Origin of the sequence: Glycomyces arizonensis DSM 44726 (genome assembly GCF_000482705.1) — a bacterium.
GTDB lineage: Bacteria > Actinomycetota > Actinomycetes > Mycobacteriales > Micromonosporaceae > Glycomyces > Glycomyces arizonensis.
Genome location: NZ_AXWO01000039.1, coordinates 1 through 14,214 on the forward strand (window position 1 = coordinate 1; position 14,214 = coordinate 14,214).

The 14,214-nt window shown below is 69.5% G+C and carries 10 protein-coding genes and 1 pseudogene; 7 read left to right on the forward strand and 4 right to left on the reverse strand.

The window, feature by feature from the left end:
* A pseudogene (locus H613_RS27915) lies at positions 1-324 on the reverse strand (sugar ABC transporter permease); the annotation flags it as partial.
* Positions 325-646: 322 nt separating this feature from the next.
* On the opposite strand from H613_RS27915, the gene H613_RS0120010 reads away from it, so the two are divergent.
* Positions 647-1,798 carry an ROK family transcriptional regulator gene (locus H613_RS0120010; protein ID WP_051393608.1) on the forward strand — a complete coding sequence of 384 codons (1,152 nt, stop codon included), beginning with the start codon at positions 647-649 and terminating at the stop codon, positions 1,796-1,798.
* A 203-nt stretch (positions 1,799-2,001) separates the two neighbouring features.
* On the opposite strand, the gene H613_RS0120015 is transcribed toward H613_RS0120010, so the two are convergent.
* The gene (locus H613_RS0120015; protein ID WP_084546799.1) at positions 2,002-3,372 is read right to left on the reverse strand and encodes a cellulase family glycosylhydrolase; all 1,371 of its coding nucleotides are present in this window, start codon (positions 3,370-3,372) and stop codon (positions 2,002-2,004) included.
* Between the two features lie 500 nt (positions 3,373-3,872).
* Here H613_RS0120015 and H613_RS0120020 point away from each other — a divergent pair, with 500 nt between their 5' ends.
* The 3 genes from H613_RS0120020 (at position 3,873) to H613_RS0120030 (ending at position 8,713) form a co-directional block, all read left to right on the forward strand.
* Positions 3,873-5,576, forward strand: a complete 1,704-nt coding sequence (locus H613_RS0120020) for a type 2 periplasmic-binding domain-containing protein (RefSeq protein ID WP_026925190.1) — start codon at positions 3,873-3,875, stop codon at positions 5,574-5,576.
* A 146-nt stretch (positions 5,577-5,722) separates the two neighbouring features.
* Complete coding sequence (locus H613_RS0120025) at positions 5,723-8,152, forward strand: glycoside hydrolase family 31 protein (RefSeq protein WP_026925191.1); 2,430 nt, start codon at positions 5,723-5,725, stop codon at positions 8,150-8,152.
* Between the two features lie 132 nt (positions 8,153-8,284).
* Positions 8,285-8,713 (forward strand): hypothetical protein, encoded by a 429-nt coding sequence (locus H613_RS0120030; protein WP_026925192.1) that lies wholly within the window; start codon positions 8,285-8,287, stop codon positions 8,711-8,713.
* Positions 8,714-8,896: 183 nt separating this feature from the next.
* Here the strand turns inward: H613_RS0120030 and H613_RS0120035 are convergent, their stop codons facing one another.
* Together H613_RS0120035 and H613_RS29535 are read right to left on the reverse strand one after the other, a co-directional pair.
* Positions 8,897-9,559: a response regulator gene (locus tag H613_RS0120035; RefSeq protein WP_026925193.1), complete on the reverse strand. Its 663-nt coding sequence runs from the start codon at positions 9,557-9,559 to the stop codon at positions 8,897-8,899.
* Complete coding sequence (locus H613_RS29535; RefSeq protein WP_051393609.1) at positions 9,556-10,716, reverse strand: sensor histidine kinase; 1,161 nt, start codon at positions 10,714-10,716, stop codon at positions 9,556-9,558. Before H613_RS29535 ends, H613_RS0120035 begins: the two co-directional genes overlap by 4 nt.
* A gap of 164 nt (positions 10,717-10,880) precedes the next feature.
* On the opposite strand from H613_RS29535, the gene H613_RS31105 reads away from it, so the two are divergent.
* Genes H613_RS31105 through H613_RS0120055 form a run of 3 tightly spaced genes read left to right on the forward strand, consistent with a single transcriptional unit; the run spans position 10,881 to position 14,190 of the window.
* A complete protein-coding gene (locus H613_RS31105) occupies positions 10,881-11,045 on the forward strand; it encodes a hypothetical protein (RefSeq protein WP_156926153.1) in 165 nt (54 codons plus the stop codon).
* Positions 11,046-11,059: 14 nt separating this feature from the next.
* Complete coding sequence (locus H613_RS0120050; protein ID WP_026925194.1) at positions 11,060-11,761, forward strand: ABC transporter ATP-binding protein; 702 nt, start codon at positions 11,060-11,062, stop codon at positions 11,759-11,761.
* A complete protein-coding gene (locus tag H613_RS0120055) occupies positions 11,758-14,190 on the forward strand; it encodes an ABC transporter permease (RefSeq protein WP_026925195.1) in 2,433 nt (810 codons plus the stop codon). The genes H613_RS0120050 and H613_RS0120055 overlap by 4 nt, the downstream gene beginning before the upstream one ends.
* The last annotated feature ends 24 nt before the right edge of the window (positions 14,191-14,214 follow it).

The following is a 14,214-nucleotide window of genomic DNA, read 5'->3' on the forward strand; positions in this document are numbered from 1 at the left end:
GAACAGCAGCTGCGCGAAGGCGAACTGCAGCGTGTTGAGCAGCGCGTCGACGAAGTACGGGTCTGCGAACAGGATCTGGAAGTGCGTGAACCCGATGATCGGGTTCGCCCACAGCGGCCGGTACGGACTGTAGTCCATGAACGCGATGACGCTGTAGGCCGAAGGGGTGTAGAAGAAGACCGCCAACTGCACCATCGCGGGCACGACGAGCACCACCAGCGGCCAGTCCCGCCGCAGCCGATGCCGCAGCGGCCGACGCCCGGCCCCCGGCGCCCTGCGCTTCGTCGATGCCCCGGCGGCGCGCCCCGCCCGTGCTGCTGTCACTGCCATATCGCCCTCGTCGTCAAAGGAGTGGGCCGCCGGACCTGCGAGCGGAGACGAGACTCCGATCCCGCCGGTGAGGAGCCAGTAGGGATGACCATGCTGTTGTTCGGAGGCGGAGGAGGCGCGGATATGCCGGCCACACGACACACTTGCCCGTCCGTCTGCGTCTCGTACGGTATCGAGCCGTCAGCAATTTGTCAATTGAAGATATTAAATCGAGACGATCGAGCGCTACAAAAGTCCAAATTTACGGATATTAGGGTTGATTCTTCTGCATGTGGCAACTAGGTAGTATAGTTGGGAAACAAAATAAGGAGCCAATATGAAGCACTTCGCGACACCGGCATCCGATCCTTGGCCGGAGCTCGGCGGCATCGAGCGGCAGGCGCTGCGCGAGCTGCTGATCCACGGCCCGAAGTCGCGGTCCGGCATCGCACGGCAGCTCGGGATGTCACGGGCGAGCCTCACTCGAGTCACGCGCACCCTGATGGAACACGGCTTCGTGGCCGAAGGCGACGTAGAGCTGAGCGGCACCAAAGGCAGGCCCAGCGAACTGCTGCACGTGCGGCCCGACGCGCGGAGCTTCCTCGGCGTCAAACTCACTGGCGAGAACTTGTTCGCAGTGGTCACCGGCCTCACCGCGAGCGTCCGCTCCTCCCGCAGCGAACCGCTGCGCTCAAAGTCCATCGAGGACGTGGTCGCGCAGATCGGCGAGACCTACGAGCAGTTCACGACCGAGTACCCTGACATCACGGCTGCCGGAGTCTGCCTCGCGGGAGACGTGGTCGTCAAGAGCGGCACCCAAGTCGTCGTGGAGTCGGCGTTCCTGGGCTGGCGGGAGGTCGCGTTGGCAGACCTCGTGCACGAACGCCTCGGCGTTCCCGTCACCATCGAGAACGACGTGAGCTGCCTGACCGCGGCCGAGCACTGGTTCGGGGTGGGCGCCGGCTTCGACTCGATGGCCCTGATCACTGTCGGTGCCGGCATCGGCATCGGCCTCGTGGTGGACGGGAACCCGGTGCACGGCGCTCAGGGCAGGGCGGGGCGCCTCGACCACATCCAGATCGATCCGCAAGGACCCCGGTGCGGGTTCGGGCACCGCGGATGCGTCTCCATGTACCTCACCGACTGGGCCATCATCTCGGCCATGCGCACTCCCGGACTGCGATACGAGGACGTCCTCCGCCTCGCTCGCGACGGTGATCCCCTCGCGGAACGGGTGTTCGTGGACGCGGCGTACGCCCTCGGAGCCCTGGTGGCGACGATCGCCAATACGATCGACCCCGAGAAGGTCGTGATCACCGGCGAGGGCATCGCGGTGACCGAGATCGCCCACGAAGAGATGGAGACCGCGATCGCGCACCACCGCAACCCCCCTGGGGCTCCCGTGACGCTCGACATCCAGCCGTTCGAGCACGTGGAGTGGGCCCGAGCGGGAGCCGTCCTGGCGATCCGGTCATGCCTCCGCTTCTGAGCGCGACCCTATCAATTTAGTTTCTAAACTGTATTAAATGACGCGGCGGCGAGCCGGTTGCGCCGAGCTTGCGGGCGACCGTGTCGCGGGTCGCTGGGCCCTGAATCCATTCCCGTCATGCGACAGGGTGCGGAGGGGCTTTCCCGGTCGGCCCGAGAGACGACCGGGAAAGCCCCTCCGTGAGCGTCGGATCGATGCTCACCTCAGGCGGCGGCGCAGCTCACCTCCGCTTCGCTGCTCGGACCGGTGCCGATGAATCCGAAGACGTTCCGAGTCTGGCCCGCGGCCACGTCGCCGTTCCAGCCGACGTCGGAGGCGGTCACGGTCGCGCCCGACTGCGTCAGGTCGGCGTTCCAGTGCGAGGAGACCTGCTGGGTTCCGGGCCAGGTCCAGGTGAGGGTCCAGCCGTCGAGCGCGGTGTCGGCGGCGGTGATGTGGACGTTGCCCTGCCAGCCCGAGCCCCAGTCGTTCACGACCTCGATCTCGGCGGAGCAGTCACCTTCGGCCGGCGTGGAGGGTTCGTCGGTGGTGGGCTCGTCCGTCGTGGGCGGCTCGGTGCCGCCGTCGAAGACGCCGGCGCGCTCGGAGGTGGCACCGATGCCGTTCTCGCCATGGAAGACCCGTTCGCCCCATGTGGTGAGCTGGTTCGGGTCGAAGTCGAGTACCTGGTCGTGCTCGACACCGGAGTTGCCGCTCCAGGACCACGCGATCCAGCCGATGCCGCGCTCCTGCGCCTCGGCCTCGATCGTCTCGGGGGTGTCGAAGCCGAACTCGCCGACGATCAGGGGCAGGTTCTTCTGCTCGAAGGCGTCGAAGTAGTCGACGGCGGTCTGCGGGTCGAGGTAGACCGAGTACATGTGGACCGAGAACATCGTGTTCGCGAGGGGGTCGGCGTCGAAGATGTTCTGGGCGGCGTCGCCGTCGCGCATGGTGTGGGTCCAGTCCTGGCCCCAGTTCGGGGCGTCGACCACGAGCGTGTGCTCGAAGCCGATCTGGCGCATCCGCTCGACGGCGGCCGTGGTGGCCGGCTCCCAGCCGGACACGTTGTCGTTGCCCCAGGCCTCGTTGCCGAGGTTGATGAGGATGTACTCCTCTTCGCCGATCAGCACGTCCTTGATGGACTCCCAGTAGTCGACCGCCTGATCGAGGCTGGCGGCGTCGGGGGCGTACTGGTCGCCGTAGCCGGTGGTGTCGTGAACCTCGAGCACGCAGACGACCTTGTTGGCCTTGCACTCCTCGATGAGGGCCTCGACCGAGGCCGCGGGGGTCGGGCCCCACTGCTGCCCCGAGCCGAGCACGACGCGGACGGTGTTGGCGCCGAGCGCGCTCATGTCCGCGATCGCCTCCGTCTCGCCCTGGTACCACTCGTAGGGGTGCGTGGAGCCGCGCATGACGAAGACGTTCCCGTTGGCGTCCACCAGGTCGTTGCCGACCACGTGGAAGCCGGGCGTCTGCGCCTGGGCGGCGGGCAGGAAGAAGAAGGCGGCCGCGGCGGCCGTCGCGGCAGCGGTGAGCACCGTGAGGAGCGCGCGGCGAAGCGGACGCCGCTTCCCTGACGCGGGTGTCGCTGACATGTTGAAACCTCTCTGATCGCGATCGCTTCCAGCGTGTTGGGCGTACCGGAGGCGGTCGTGGCGGTTCGATGACCCAACCGGAGATAGATAAACATAGATTTCCCAGCGAGTCAATATTTATGTTCCAAATCAAAACTAAACTGTTCTCCGCGTCTGTCTCGCGAAGGCTTCACGTCAGCCTGCCAGCATGCGGCTATTACCAGGCATTTATGTGGATGAGAGGTGCACGATCGCGTCGAATAATCCTCCTGGGAGGCCGCTGCCGTCCAAGATTTTATTCAAATATTTGATCAAATTTTATACTTTTTTGAACCTTTAATGTATTTTCGTCGTATTTAAACAAGTGGATTGCATGTCATCTTCGTGATTTGATTCAGTTGATTGACAAAATCGGGTGAGTTGAGTACCGTGCCTCTCACCGGCCCAGACTTGCTACGGGATCGATCTGGAACTCGCCGGACGAACAACCTCCAACCCCTTCTCGACACGATGGAAGCTCGATGAACAGGAACAATGACAGTTCGCCGCTCAGGCGCCGCTCCCTCTTCAAGGCCGCCGGCCTCGGCACGGCCGGTGCCGCGGGCCTGCCGCTCGCCGCCGGATGCGGTGAGGTCAGCGGCGGCGAAGGCAACGTCCAGGAGCTCGACCAGGCCCTCGGCATCCTGCCCGAGTACCGGGAATGGCCGCTGCCGGCCCAACCGGACCTCATCGGCGACCCGCCGGACCACCCCAGCGCCTTCCTCAGCTACCCCGACCCGGTTCCGCAGGCGATCCCCAAGCCGCCCGCCAACTCCGGCTCCTACCAGGTCTACGTCCCCAACTGGGGCCCGGTCATGTCCAGGGACGACCCCTACTTCCAGGCCATGCGGGAGGCCACGGGCGGCACGGAGATCGAGTTCGTCCAGAACGCCGCCGGCCCCTACGTCGAGTCCGCCGTGCAGTGGATCAAGGCCGAGGAGTTCGGCGACGCGATCTTCCTGCAAGCGTGGATGACGGGCGCGGACGCCAACTTCAACGAGACCGTCATCAACCGGTTCGCGAACCTCACCGACCTCCTCTCCGGCGACATCGCCGAGCGCTGGCCGCTGCTGGCCGGTCGCGGCGACGCCGCCTGGGCCGACTCGGTCTGGTCGAGCGACCCCGAGAACCCCACCGAGACCGCCGGGGTCTACGCCGTTCCCTGGACCCTCAAAGGCGGACCCGGCAACGCCGTCTACTACCGCGCCGACCTCCTCGCCGATGCCGGACTCGCAGTCCCGACCACCGTCGAGGAACTGCTGGAGGTCGCCCGCGCCTGGACCGACGACGACGCCGGCAGATGGGCGGTCTCCGGGCTCGACTACATGTCGCCCGCCTGGTTCGGACTCACCGCCGGCAACGGCTGGAGCTGGGACGGCTCCGCCATGGTCCACAACTACGAGCGCCCCGAGTACCGGGAATGGGTCGAGTTCAACCGCACCCTGACCGACGAGAAGCTCCGCCACCCGAACGTGGGCAGCCCGGACTTCGACTACAAGGCCGCGCAGCGGGCCGGCGAGGTCCTGTTCGACCAGGACGGCTGGAACCGCTGGGCCGAGCTCACCGCGGAGGTGCGCACGACCGGCGAGAACCCCGACTTCGAGCTGGGCGTACTCGGCGCGCTCAACTTCAAGGGCCGCGAACCGGTCTACTACGGCGCCCACGGCGTCGACGGCTGGCTGTTCTTCAGCAAGCACCTGAGTGAGGACGCCCTCGCCGAGCTGCTCGACGTCTCCAACTTCGTCGCCGCGCCGTACGGCACCAAGGAGTACGAGATGGTCACCTTCGGGATCGAAGGCGAGCACTTCGAATACGACGCCGAAGGCAGGCCCGCCTTCACCGAGGCGGGCAACCTGTCGAAAAAGGACTCGTTCGCCTACACCGCGATGAGCGGCGTCACGCAGGTGTTCATCGACGGCCCCGCCGATGTCGTCCAGGCCCGCTTCGCGTTCGACGAGGCCATCCAGCCCTACCTGGACGAGGACCTGTTCGCGGGTCTGCGCCTCACCGCGCCGGAATCCAGCCACACCGCCACGAGCGTCTTCGGCGAGAAGGTCAACGACATCATCTACGGCCGGGCCGAGCTCAGCGAGCTCGACGCGGCGATCGAGACCTGGAAGGCCGACGGCGGCGACGAGGCCCGCGAGTTCTACGCGAAGGCCTACAAGCAGCTCCACGTCGAGTAGCGACGCCGCCGCGAGCCGGCCGGATCCCCGCCATGCCGGGCGGGAATCCGGCCTTCTTCCTGAAAAGGCGAGAGCAAGAGCGAATCCGGCTGCGCCGCACCCCACGTGCGACAGTGCAGTCAAGACAAGACAGGAACAGGAATCACATGAGCTCCGAACAGCGCTATCTCCGCTTTCCCCGGGCCGGATCGGTCCGGCGGACGCCTGCGGGTCTCCTGGCCGAGTTGACCGGGGAGATGCGGCGCGAACTGCTGCGGGTCGATGTCGTCCGCGAGGACGTGGTGCGCTTGAAGATCAGTCGCGGCGGCGTCTTCGACGAGGAGCCGACATTTGCCGTGTGCGCCGACACCTCGGGAGCCGGCGTCGCGTTCGACGTCGACCTCACCGGGGAGTATGCCCGATTGACCACGTCGCGGCTGTTGGTGACGGTATGGAGGGATCCGTTCCGGATCGATGTTCACCGTCCGGACGGCTCGGTCGTGTTCGAGACGGCACAGGACGCGGAGGGTCGCTATCACCCGTACGCGACCTTGAACGACGCGTTCAGCTTCGCTCGCGCCTGCCGTCCCGACGACGCGGTCTACGGACTCGGCGAGAAGAGCGGACGCCAGAACCGGAAAGGCCGTGACTTCACCCTGTGGAACACCGATGTGCTGAACCCGGCCTCGACGGGCGAGTTCACGACCGGACGCGCGGCGGACGACCCACGAGCCGACCCGATCAGCACCGAGTTCGATCCGTACTACGTCTCGATCCCGTTCCACTACCACCACGATGCCCGCAGTGGGGCGGTCGCGGCATCGTTCGTGGACAACGGCTACCGCGGGACCTACGACTTCGGGCCACGCGGCCATTACATGATCGGGTTCGCCGGCGGGCAGTACACCGAGTACGTGTTCGCCGGCCCCGACATGCCGGGGGTCCTGGAGGCGTACACGTGGTTGACCGGCCGCGCGGGACTGCCTCCGCTGTGGTCGCTGGGATACCACCAGTGCCGCTGGCACGCCTACTCCCAAGCCGACGTCAAGGCGTTGGCGCAGCGGCTCCGGGCCTCTGCGATCCCCTGCGACGCGCTGTGGCTGGACATCGAGCACATGGACGGCTACCGGGTCTTCACCTGGAACCGGGAGCTGTTCCCCGAGCCCGAGGAGATGCTGCGGGGCTTGGACGAGGACGGCTTCCGGGTGGTCACGATCGTGGACCCGGGAGTGAAGGCCGAGCCCGGCTACACGGTGTTCGACGAGGCGGTCGAGCGCGACGTGCTGTGCCGCACCGAGGGCGGTGACGTCTATATCGGGCAGGTGTGGCCGGGCAACACCGCGTTCCCCGACTTCGCCACCGAAGAGGCCCGTCAGTGGTGGGGGGAACGCAACGCCCTGCACGTCCAGTCCGGACTGGCGGGCGTCTGGAACGACATGAACGAACCGGCCACGGGAGTGATCGACCCGAACGGGATGCGGTTCGGCAAAGGCGCCCACCCGCACGAGCGGTATCACAACCAGTACGCGCTGCTGATGGCGATGGGCACCGTCACCGGTCTGCGCGAGGCGATGCCCCGGAACCGGACCTTCGTACTGTCCCGCGCCGGCTCGGCCGGGATCCAGCGGTATGCGGCGAACTGGATGGGCGACAACATCGCCAACTGGGACCACCTGCGGATGAGCATCGCCATGGCGACCGGCTTCGGCCTGTCCGGGCAACCGTTCGTGGGCGCCGACATCGGCGGCTTCGCCGGGGACACGGACCCGGAGCTGTACGCCCGCTGGATGCAGTATGCCGCCCTCACCCCGTTCTGCCGCAACCACACGAGCATCGGCAGCCGCGACCAGTACCCATGGTCCTACGGTGAGGCCGTCCTCAACGTGGTGCGGGAAGCACTCGGGCTGCGGTACCGGCTGATGCCCTACATCTACACCGCATTCGTGCAGGCCGCCGAGAGCGGTGCACCCGTGCAGCGGCCGCTGGTCTTCGACCACCAGCACGATCCGGCCGTGGTCGACATCGACGACCAGTACCTGTTCGGCCCCGACCTACTGGTCGCACCCGCGCTGGAGGCAGGCGCCACCGCGCGGCACGTCTACCTGCCCGCCGGGCACTGGTACGAATGGCACACCGGCCAGATCCACACCGGACGACGGCACTTGACCGCCGAAGCCCCCATGGACCGCATCCCGCTGTTCGCCCACGCCGGGGCCGTCATCCCGATGTGGGCGGAAGCCCCGGACTCCACACACGGGCCAGCTCCGACCTCGATGGAACTGCACGTGTTCGTGCCCACCGACGAGGGGACCCATCGGTCCTCGCTGCAGGAGGACGACGGGTTGAGCACCGCGGCGACCCGCGGCGATTTCGTACGGACCCACTTCGACCTGACCCGTGCCGGAAAGGTGCTGACCTTGCACGCCAGTGTCACCGGTGAGGGCTTTGACGGCTTCGCACGTGAGGAGTTCGTCATCGTCGTCCACGGGGCCGAACCGCGCGGTGCCCGCCTCGGCGGCGTCGGCACGACGATCACAGGCAACCGGATCCCCGTCGCCGACACAGGAGAGGAATTCACGTTGGAGATATCCCTGTGAAGGTCCAACCGGCGCCGTCCGAGCGCCGATGCCGCAGCCAATCACCACCGGTCCGGCCTCGTGCCAGGGTCCGCCTGGGATCAGTTGGAGTCGAATACGAACGGGCGCACCGGCAACGGACAGGAGCAGGTAATGCCGTACCGTCCGCCGCTGGTCGCCCGTGAATTCTTCGTGGCCGATCCCGGAGCTGCCCCAGCGGGCCCCGGTGAGCAGGGCCTGTCGGCCGCCGAGGTCGTCGAGACCGGCGCCTCCTCGGTGACCCTCAAGGCCACCGCCTCCGCCGGGGAGGAGCTGTACGTCGGCCTCGGCGTCGCGGGCGAAGGCGTCATCCGCACCCGCCTGTCCGCCGACCCCGCCGCGCGCCCCGCCGAGGGCATCGTCATCAGCGACGTCGACGGCGACGCGGAGATCTCAATCCAGTACGAGGCCGGATCCGCCACGCTCATCGCCGATGGTCCAGCGGACATCAGAAAACTCGCGATCGTCATCGTCGATAGCGAACTGAAACGGGTCGAGTTGAAACGCCGATGCGCACCTCGGCTCAGGCGGGCGCCCAGCTAAACGCCGCATTGGATCGCCTCACGGAGCCCGCCGAGCCCCGGCTCTCGGCTTCGGGCCCTTCATGGGAGCCGTGCTCGGGCCGCGATCCCGCGTTCGGCGATGCGTCACCGGTACCGCCACGTTCGCTTCATCGGCGGCTCTCGCCCGAAGCCGGGCTTGCGTCCTCACGGACCTGTCCCGCACTTACTCGCGTCGGCGGGGCGGGACGGCGCCGGTCTCATAGGCGAGGATGACGGCGTGGACGCGGTCGCGCAGGCCGAGTTTCATGAGGATGCGCTTGACGTGGGTGCGGACGGTGGACTCCTCGACGGTGAGCGCGGCGGCGATCTCGCGGTTCGACAGGCCGCGGGCCATGGCGGTGAAGACCTCGCGTTCGCGCGGGGTGAGGCGGTCGAGGACGGATCGGTCGCCGAGGTCGAGGGCGGGTTGGTTTGCGACGCGGTCGACGACGCGGCGGGTCACCGACGGGGAGAGCAGGGCTTCGCCTGCGGCGACGGTGTGGACGGCGGCGATGAGGTCTTCGGGGCGAGTGCGTTTGACGAGGAATCCCGAGGCTCCGGCGCGCAGGGCACCGAAGATGTAATCGTCCTGCTCGAAAGTGGTGACGACGAGGACGCGGACGGCGGGAGCGGTGCGGGCCAGCTCGCGGGTCGCGGCGATGCCGTCGAGGTCGGACATGCGCACGTCCATGAGGACCACGTCGGGGCGCAGCCGAGTGGCGAGTTCGACGGCTTGGCGGCCGGTCGCGGCCTGGCCGAGGACTTCCACGTCGGGGTCGTTGCCGAGGAGTTCGGCGAGCCCGGCCCGCATGAGGTGGTCGTCGTCGGCGATGAGGACGGTCGTCACGGTCCGCCTCCGTAGGGGATCTCGGCGCGGATGAGGAAGTCGCCACCGTGTTCCTCGGTCCTGACGGTGCCGCCGAGGAGCCCGACGCGTTCACGCATGCCGATGAGACCGTGCCCGCCGCTGGAGCGTTCGGGGCGCCGCGCGCCGGTGTGGTTCGCGACGGCGAGGGCCAGCGTTGAAGGGCCCCAGTCGATGCTGAGTCGTGCGGTGCCGGTGCCGTGGCGTGAGGCGTTCGCCAGCGCCTCCTGTGCGATCCGGTAGGCGGCCTGGTCGGCGGCGGGCCGCAGGGCGCGCGGTTCGCCGCTCACGACGAGTTCGAGGTGGAGTCCGGCGGCACGGTGGTGGGCGAGGAGGGCCATGAGGGAATCCATGCCGACCGGGTCCCTTTCGGCCCCTTCGGTGTCGCGCAGTGAGCCGACGAGCCGGTCGATCTCCTCGGCGGTACGCCGGGCGAGGTCTTCGACCGCCGCGAGCGTCTCGAGCGCCCGGGCGGGGTCGCCGCTGAGTCGGACGGCTCCGGCGCGGACCGCGATGAGGCTGACGGCGTGCCCGGCGGAGTCGTGGAGGTCGCGGGCGACGCGGGCGCGCTCCTCGGCGACGGCCAGAGCCCGTTCGCGCTCGGCCTCGCATTCGGCGCGGACCGCCCGCTGCCGCAGGTCGGACAGATGCTGGCGGCGCAGGCGGGCGCGCTCTCCGGCGAACCAGCCGGTGGTCCAGGCCAGTCCGGTGTGGAGGAGTTCGCTCACCGGGAATCCGCCCTCCGCGATCCACGCGATGGCCAGGTAGAGGACGAACGCCCCTGTCGTGAGCGCGACGGCGTTTCCCGGGAGCGGCCGGTCGCGGCGGGCGGTGAGCAGGTACAGCGCGAGGGCCGGGCCGATCAGCAGGTCTGCCGGGTATTCGAAGGCGGCCATTGCGATTCCGGCGGACGCGGTGACCGCGAAGGTGCCGACGCCGAGAACCCGCCAGCACGCCAGCGGGAGCGTCGCGGCCGCGATGAGCGCGTACGCGGTCGCGTCCAGCCGCCCGCTCCCAGGCGATTCCGGGAAGACGCCTCCGTGGGCGGTCAGCGCCGCGGTCGCGGCGAACGCGGCCACCGCGACGGCCGCGCTCAGGACGGGGCCCGGGCGCGCGCTCGGGGCGGCGTTCGCGTTCATGACATCGAAAGCCTAGACCGGCGCGAGTGCAGCGCCGTCGCCCTCGTGGGGGATGGGTGTGGACGCGGCGTGGACGCCGAAGACCCCTGCGGCGGGTGACGCGGAGGAGCCCTGCCGGGCCATAGCTTCGGCGGTGAACATCCCGCTTCTTGAGAGGACCGATCATGCCCGACCCGAACCGCGAGTACGAGCGTCGCGAGGCACGACCGCCCGGCCGCTTCCCGCGCTGGGCGAAGCTGCTGCTCATCGCCCTGGCCGCCGTGGCGGTCCTCGCCGCCGTCCTGTCCCTCGTCGCGGGTGCCCACGGCGGCCTCCCGCGGCACTTCTGAACCGGAGGCCTCCGATGGAACCGGCTATCTACATCGACCAGGTCGTCAAGACCTACCGCACCGGCGCCGAGGACTTCACCGCCTTGGACCGGATCAGCCTCGACATCGCCGAAGGCGAGTTCGTGGCGATCATGGGCCGTTCCGGCAGCGGCAAGACCACGCTGCTGAACCTCATGGCCGGGATCGACCGCGCCACCTCCGGGACCGTGCGCGCGGCCGGGACCGACCTCGGCCCGCTCAGCGAGTCGGGGCTGGCCGCTTGGCGGGCCGACCGCATCGGCCTGGTATTCCAGTTCTTCCAGCTGCTGCCGACGCTGACGGTGGCCGAGAACGTCATGCTGCCCATGGACTTCGCGCGGACCGTGCCGACGGCGCGGCGGCGGGAGCGGGCGGTGGGCCTGCTCGACCGGATGGGCGTGGCCGACCAGGCGGACAAACTGCCGTCGGCGCTCTCGGGCGGCCAGCAGCAGCGCGCGGCGATCGCGCGGGCGCTCGCGAACGACCCGCCGGTGATCCTGGCCGACGAACCGACCGGGAACCTCGACTCGCAGACCGCCGGCGCGGTCCTGGAGCTGTTCACCGCGCTCAACGCGGAGGGCCGCACCATCGTGGTGGTCACGCACGAAAGGGACATTCGCTCGATCGTGAGCCGCGAGATCGCGCTGCGGGACGGCCGCGTCCTCGCCGACGACCGCACCCCGGAGGCGGCGTCATGAACATGCTGTCGGTGAAGCTGCTGCGCGATCTCAAGGCGGCCCGGTCGCGTCTGGCGCTGATGGCCGTGGCGGTCGCGGTGAGCCTGACGGTCTTCGGCGGGGTCCTGTACGCGTGGGCCGTGGTCGGCAGGGAGACCGCCGACGCCTACGCGGGCACCGACCCCGCCTCGGCGACGATCGTGCTCGACGAGGCCGTGGCTCCGGAGGAACTGGCCGCGATCGCCGCGGACGCGCGGAGCCGCCCGGGCGTGCTCGACGCGGCGGCCCGGACCCAGTTCACCAGCGCGGTCACCGTCGCGGGCATCCCGGTCGCGTCCCCGCTCATGGTGTTCGCGGCCGTGGCCGAGGACCCGATGACGATGGCGCGCTTCGATGTCGAAGGCGCCTCCTGGCCGCCCGCGGCCGACGAGATCTACCTCGGCGACGCCACGCTCGACCTGCTCGGCGCCGAGGTCGGGGACCGCATCGGCCTCCAGACTCCGGACGGCTCGGCCGTGGAGCTGCGCGTCGCGGCCACGGTGTACGACCCGAGCCTGGCTCCTGCCGCCCAGGAGCAGACCGGGCGCGGATACGTCTCGACCGCAGCGCTCGGCGCCGCCGGCATGGACCAGTTGAAGATCCAGGTCGCCGGTCAGGACGGCGAGCCGAGTCGCGACCGCGCGGCGGTCGTGGCGGCCGCGACGGACCTGGCCGACGCCCTCCGGGCCGAGTACGGCCTGGCGGTCGGCGAGGTGCAGGTGCCCGAGCCGTACGCCCACCCGCACCAGGGCCAGACCGACGCGATGCTGCTCGCGCTGCTCGGCGCCGGGGCCGCGGCCCTGCTGCTCAGCGCGATCCTGGTGGCGACCATGCTGAACGGCCTGTTCAACCGGCAGATCCCGCAGATCGGCATCACGAAGGCGGTCGGGGCCCGCACGGGGACCGTCACGGGGTTCTACGCGGCGATGACGGCGGTCGTGGCCGCGGCCGCGACCGCCGCGGCCCTCGTCCCGGCCGTCCTGCTCGGACGGTCCGGGAGCGCGATGATCCTGGAGTTCCTCGGGATCGCACCGGCGAGCCTGGCCGCTCCGTGGTGGGTGTGGGCGGTCCTCGCCGGGGCGGGCCTGGGCCTGCCGCCGCTGCTGGCGCTCGTCCCGGTGCTGCGGGCCGGGCGCACGACGGTGCGCCGCGCGATCGACCATCACGGCCTGGACGCCGGGGCGGACCGCAGCGGCTGGACCGCGTGGTTCTCGCGGCTGCGCTTCCTCGACCGCGGGCTGCTGCTGGCCCTGCGCAACACGATGCGGCGTCCCGCCAGGTCGGTGCTCGCGGCGGTGGTCCTGGCGAGTGCAGGCGCCGTGTTCGTCGCCGGGCTGTCGCTGGGCGAGGGGACCGACGCGATCGACCAGGAGCGGATCGAGGAGCGGAACTGGGACGTCGAAGTGGCACTGGGCGAGCCGGTCTCCGTGGACGAGGCGGCCGCGGTCCTGGAAGGGGTCGAGGGCGTCACTGCCGTCGAAGGCTGGAGCATGCAGGCGGGCGGCGTCGCCGAGGCCGGCGAGACGCCCGTGACTCGCACCTACCCCGACCAGGGGCACGGTCGCGTCACCGTGGTGGCGGTGCCGCCGGATTCGGCCACGGTGCCCGAGCCGGAACTGCTGGAGGGCCGCTGGCTCGAGGAGGGCGAGACGGGAGTGGTGGTGCTCAACCAGGTCGCCCGCGACACCGCCGTCGAAGGGGCCGCCGTCGGCGACACCGTGTCGCTCTATGTCGAGGGCGTCCCTTCGGAGTGGACGGTGGTCGGCATCGTCGAGGAGCACATGAACGGCGGCGGGGCGTACGTGAGCGCCGAAGGTCTCGCGGCGGCGGGCGGCGAGGCGATGCGCGCGAACCAGTGGCGCCTCACCACCGTCGGCCACGACGAGGCGTCCCGGCAGGAGGCGGCCGAGGCCGCCGAGGCGGCGCTCGAAGCGGCCGGGTTCACGGTGCTGTCGGCGGACTCGGTCAGCCGCACCGACGCGATCATCGGCGGCCACCTGGGGCCGATCATCGCGGTCCTCTTGGCGGTCGCGGTCGTCATGGGGGTCATCGGTGGCATCGGCCTGGCGTCGACCATGGGCGCCAACGTCCTCGACCGCACCAGGGAGCTCGGCGTCATGCACGCGATCGGGGCCCGGCCGCGCGAGGTGCGGCGGGTCGTGGTCGCCGAGGGCGTGTTCCTCGCGCTGTCCAGCTGCGTGCTCGCGATCGTGCCGGCGCTCGCGCTCATCGCGGTCCTGGGCGCGGGCATCGGCGAGCTGTTCATGGCCGCTCCGCTGCCGTTCCGGATCTCGTGGATCGGCGTCGCGGCATGGACGGTCCTGGTGGTCCTCGGCGCGATCCTCGCGAGCGAGGCCGCGGCCGCGCGCGCCTCGCGGATCACCGTCAGGGAGGCCCTGGCCTACCAGTGACCGGCCCCGCCCGCCGACGCCCTT

Excerpts from the sequence above, each read along its gene's own strand:
- H613_RS0120025 (WP_026925191.1), top strand. The coding sequence starts at position 5,723 with ATGAGCTCCGAACAGCGCTATCTCCGCTTTCCCCGGGCCGGATCGGTC.
- H613_RS29535 (WP_051393609.1), bottom strand. The coding sequence starts at position 10,716 with ATGAACGCGAACGCCGCCCCGAGCGCGCGCCCGGGCCCCGTCCTGAGC.
- H613_RS0120020 (WP_026925190.1), top strand. The coding sequence starts at position 3,873 with ATGAACAGGAACAATGACAGTTCGCCGCTCAGGCGCCGCTCCCTCTTC.
- H613_RS0120055 (WP_026925195.1), top strand. The coding sequence starts at position 11,758 with ATGAACATGCTGTCGGTGAAGCTGCTGCGCGATCTCAAGGCGGCCCGG.
- H613_RS31105 (WP_156926153.1), top strand. The coding sequence starts at position 10,881 with ATGCCCGACCCGAACCGCGAGTACGAGCGTCGCGAGGCACGACCGCCC.
- H613_RS0120015 (WP_084546799.1), bottom strand. The coding sequence starts at position 3,372 with ATGTCAGCGACACCCGCGTCAGGGAAGCGGCGTCCGCTTCGCCGCGCG.
- H613_RS0120050 (WP_026925194.1), top strand. The coding sequence starts at position 11,060 with ATGGAACCGGCTATCTACATCGACCAGGTCGTCAAGACCTACCGCACC.
- H613_RS0120030 (WP_026925192.1), top strand. The coding sequence starts at position 8,285 with ATGCCGTACCGTCCGCCGCTGGTCGCCCGTGAATTCTTCGTGGCCGAT.
- H613_RS0120010 (WP_051393608.1), top strand. The coding sequence starts at position 647 with ATGAAGCACTTCGCGACACCGGCATCCGATCCTTGGCCGGAGCTCGGC.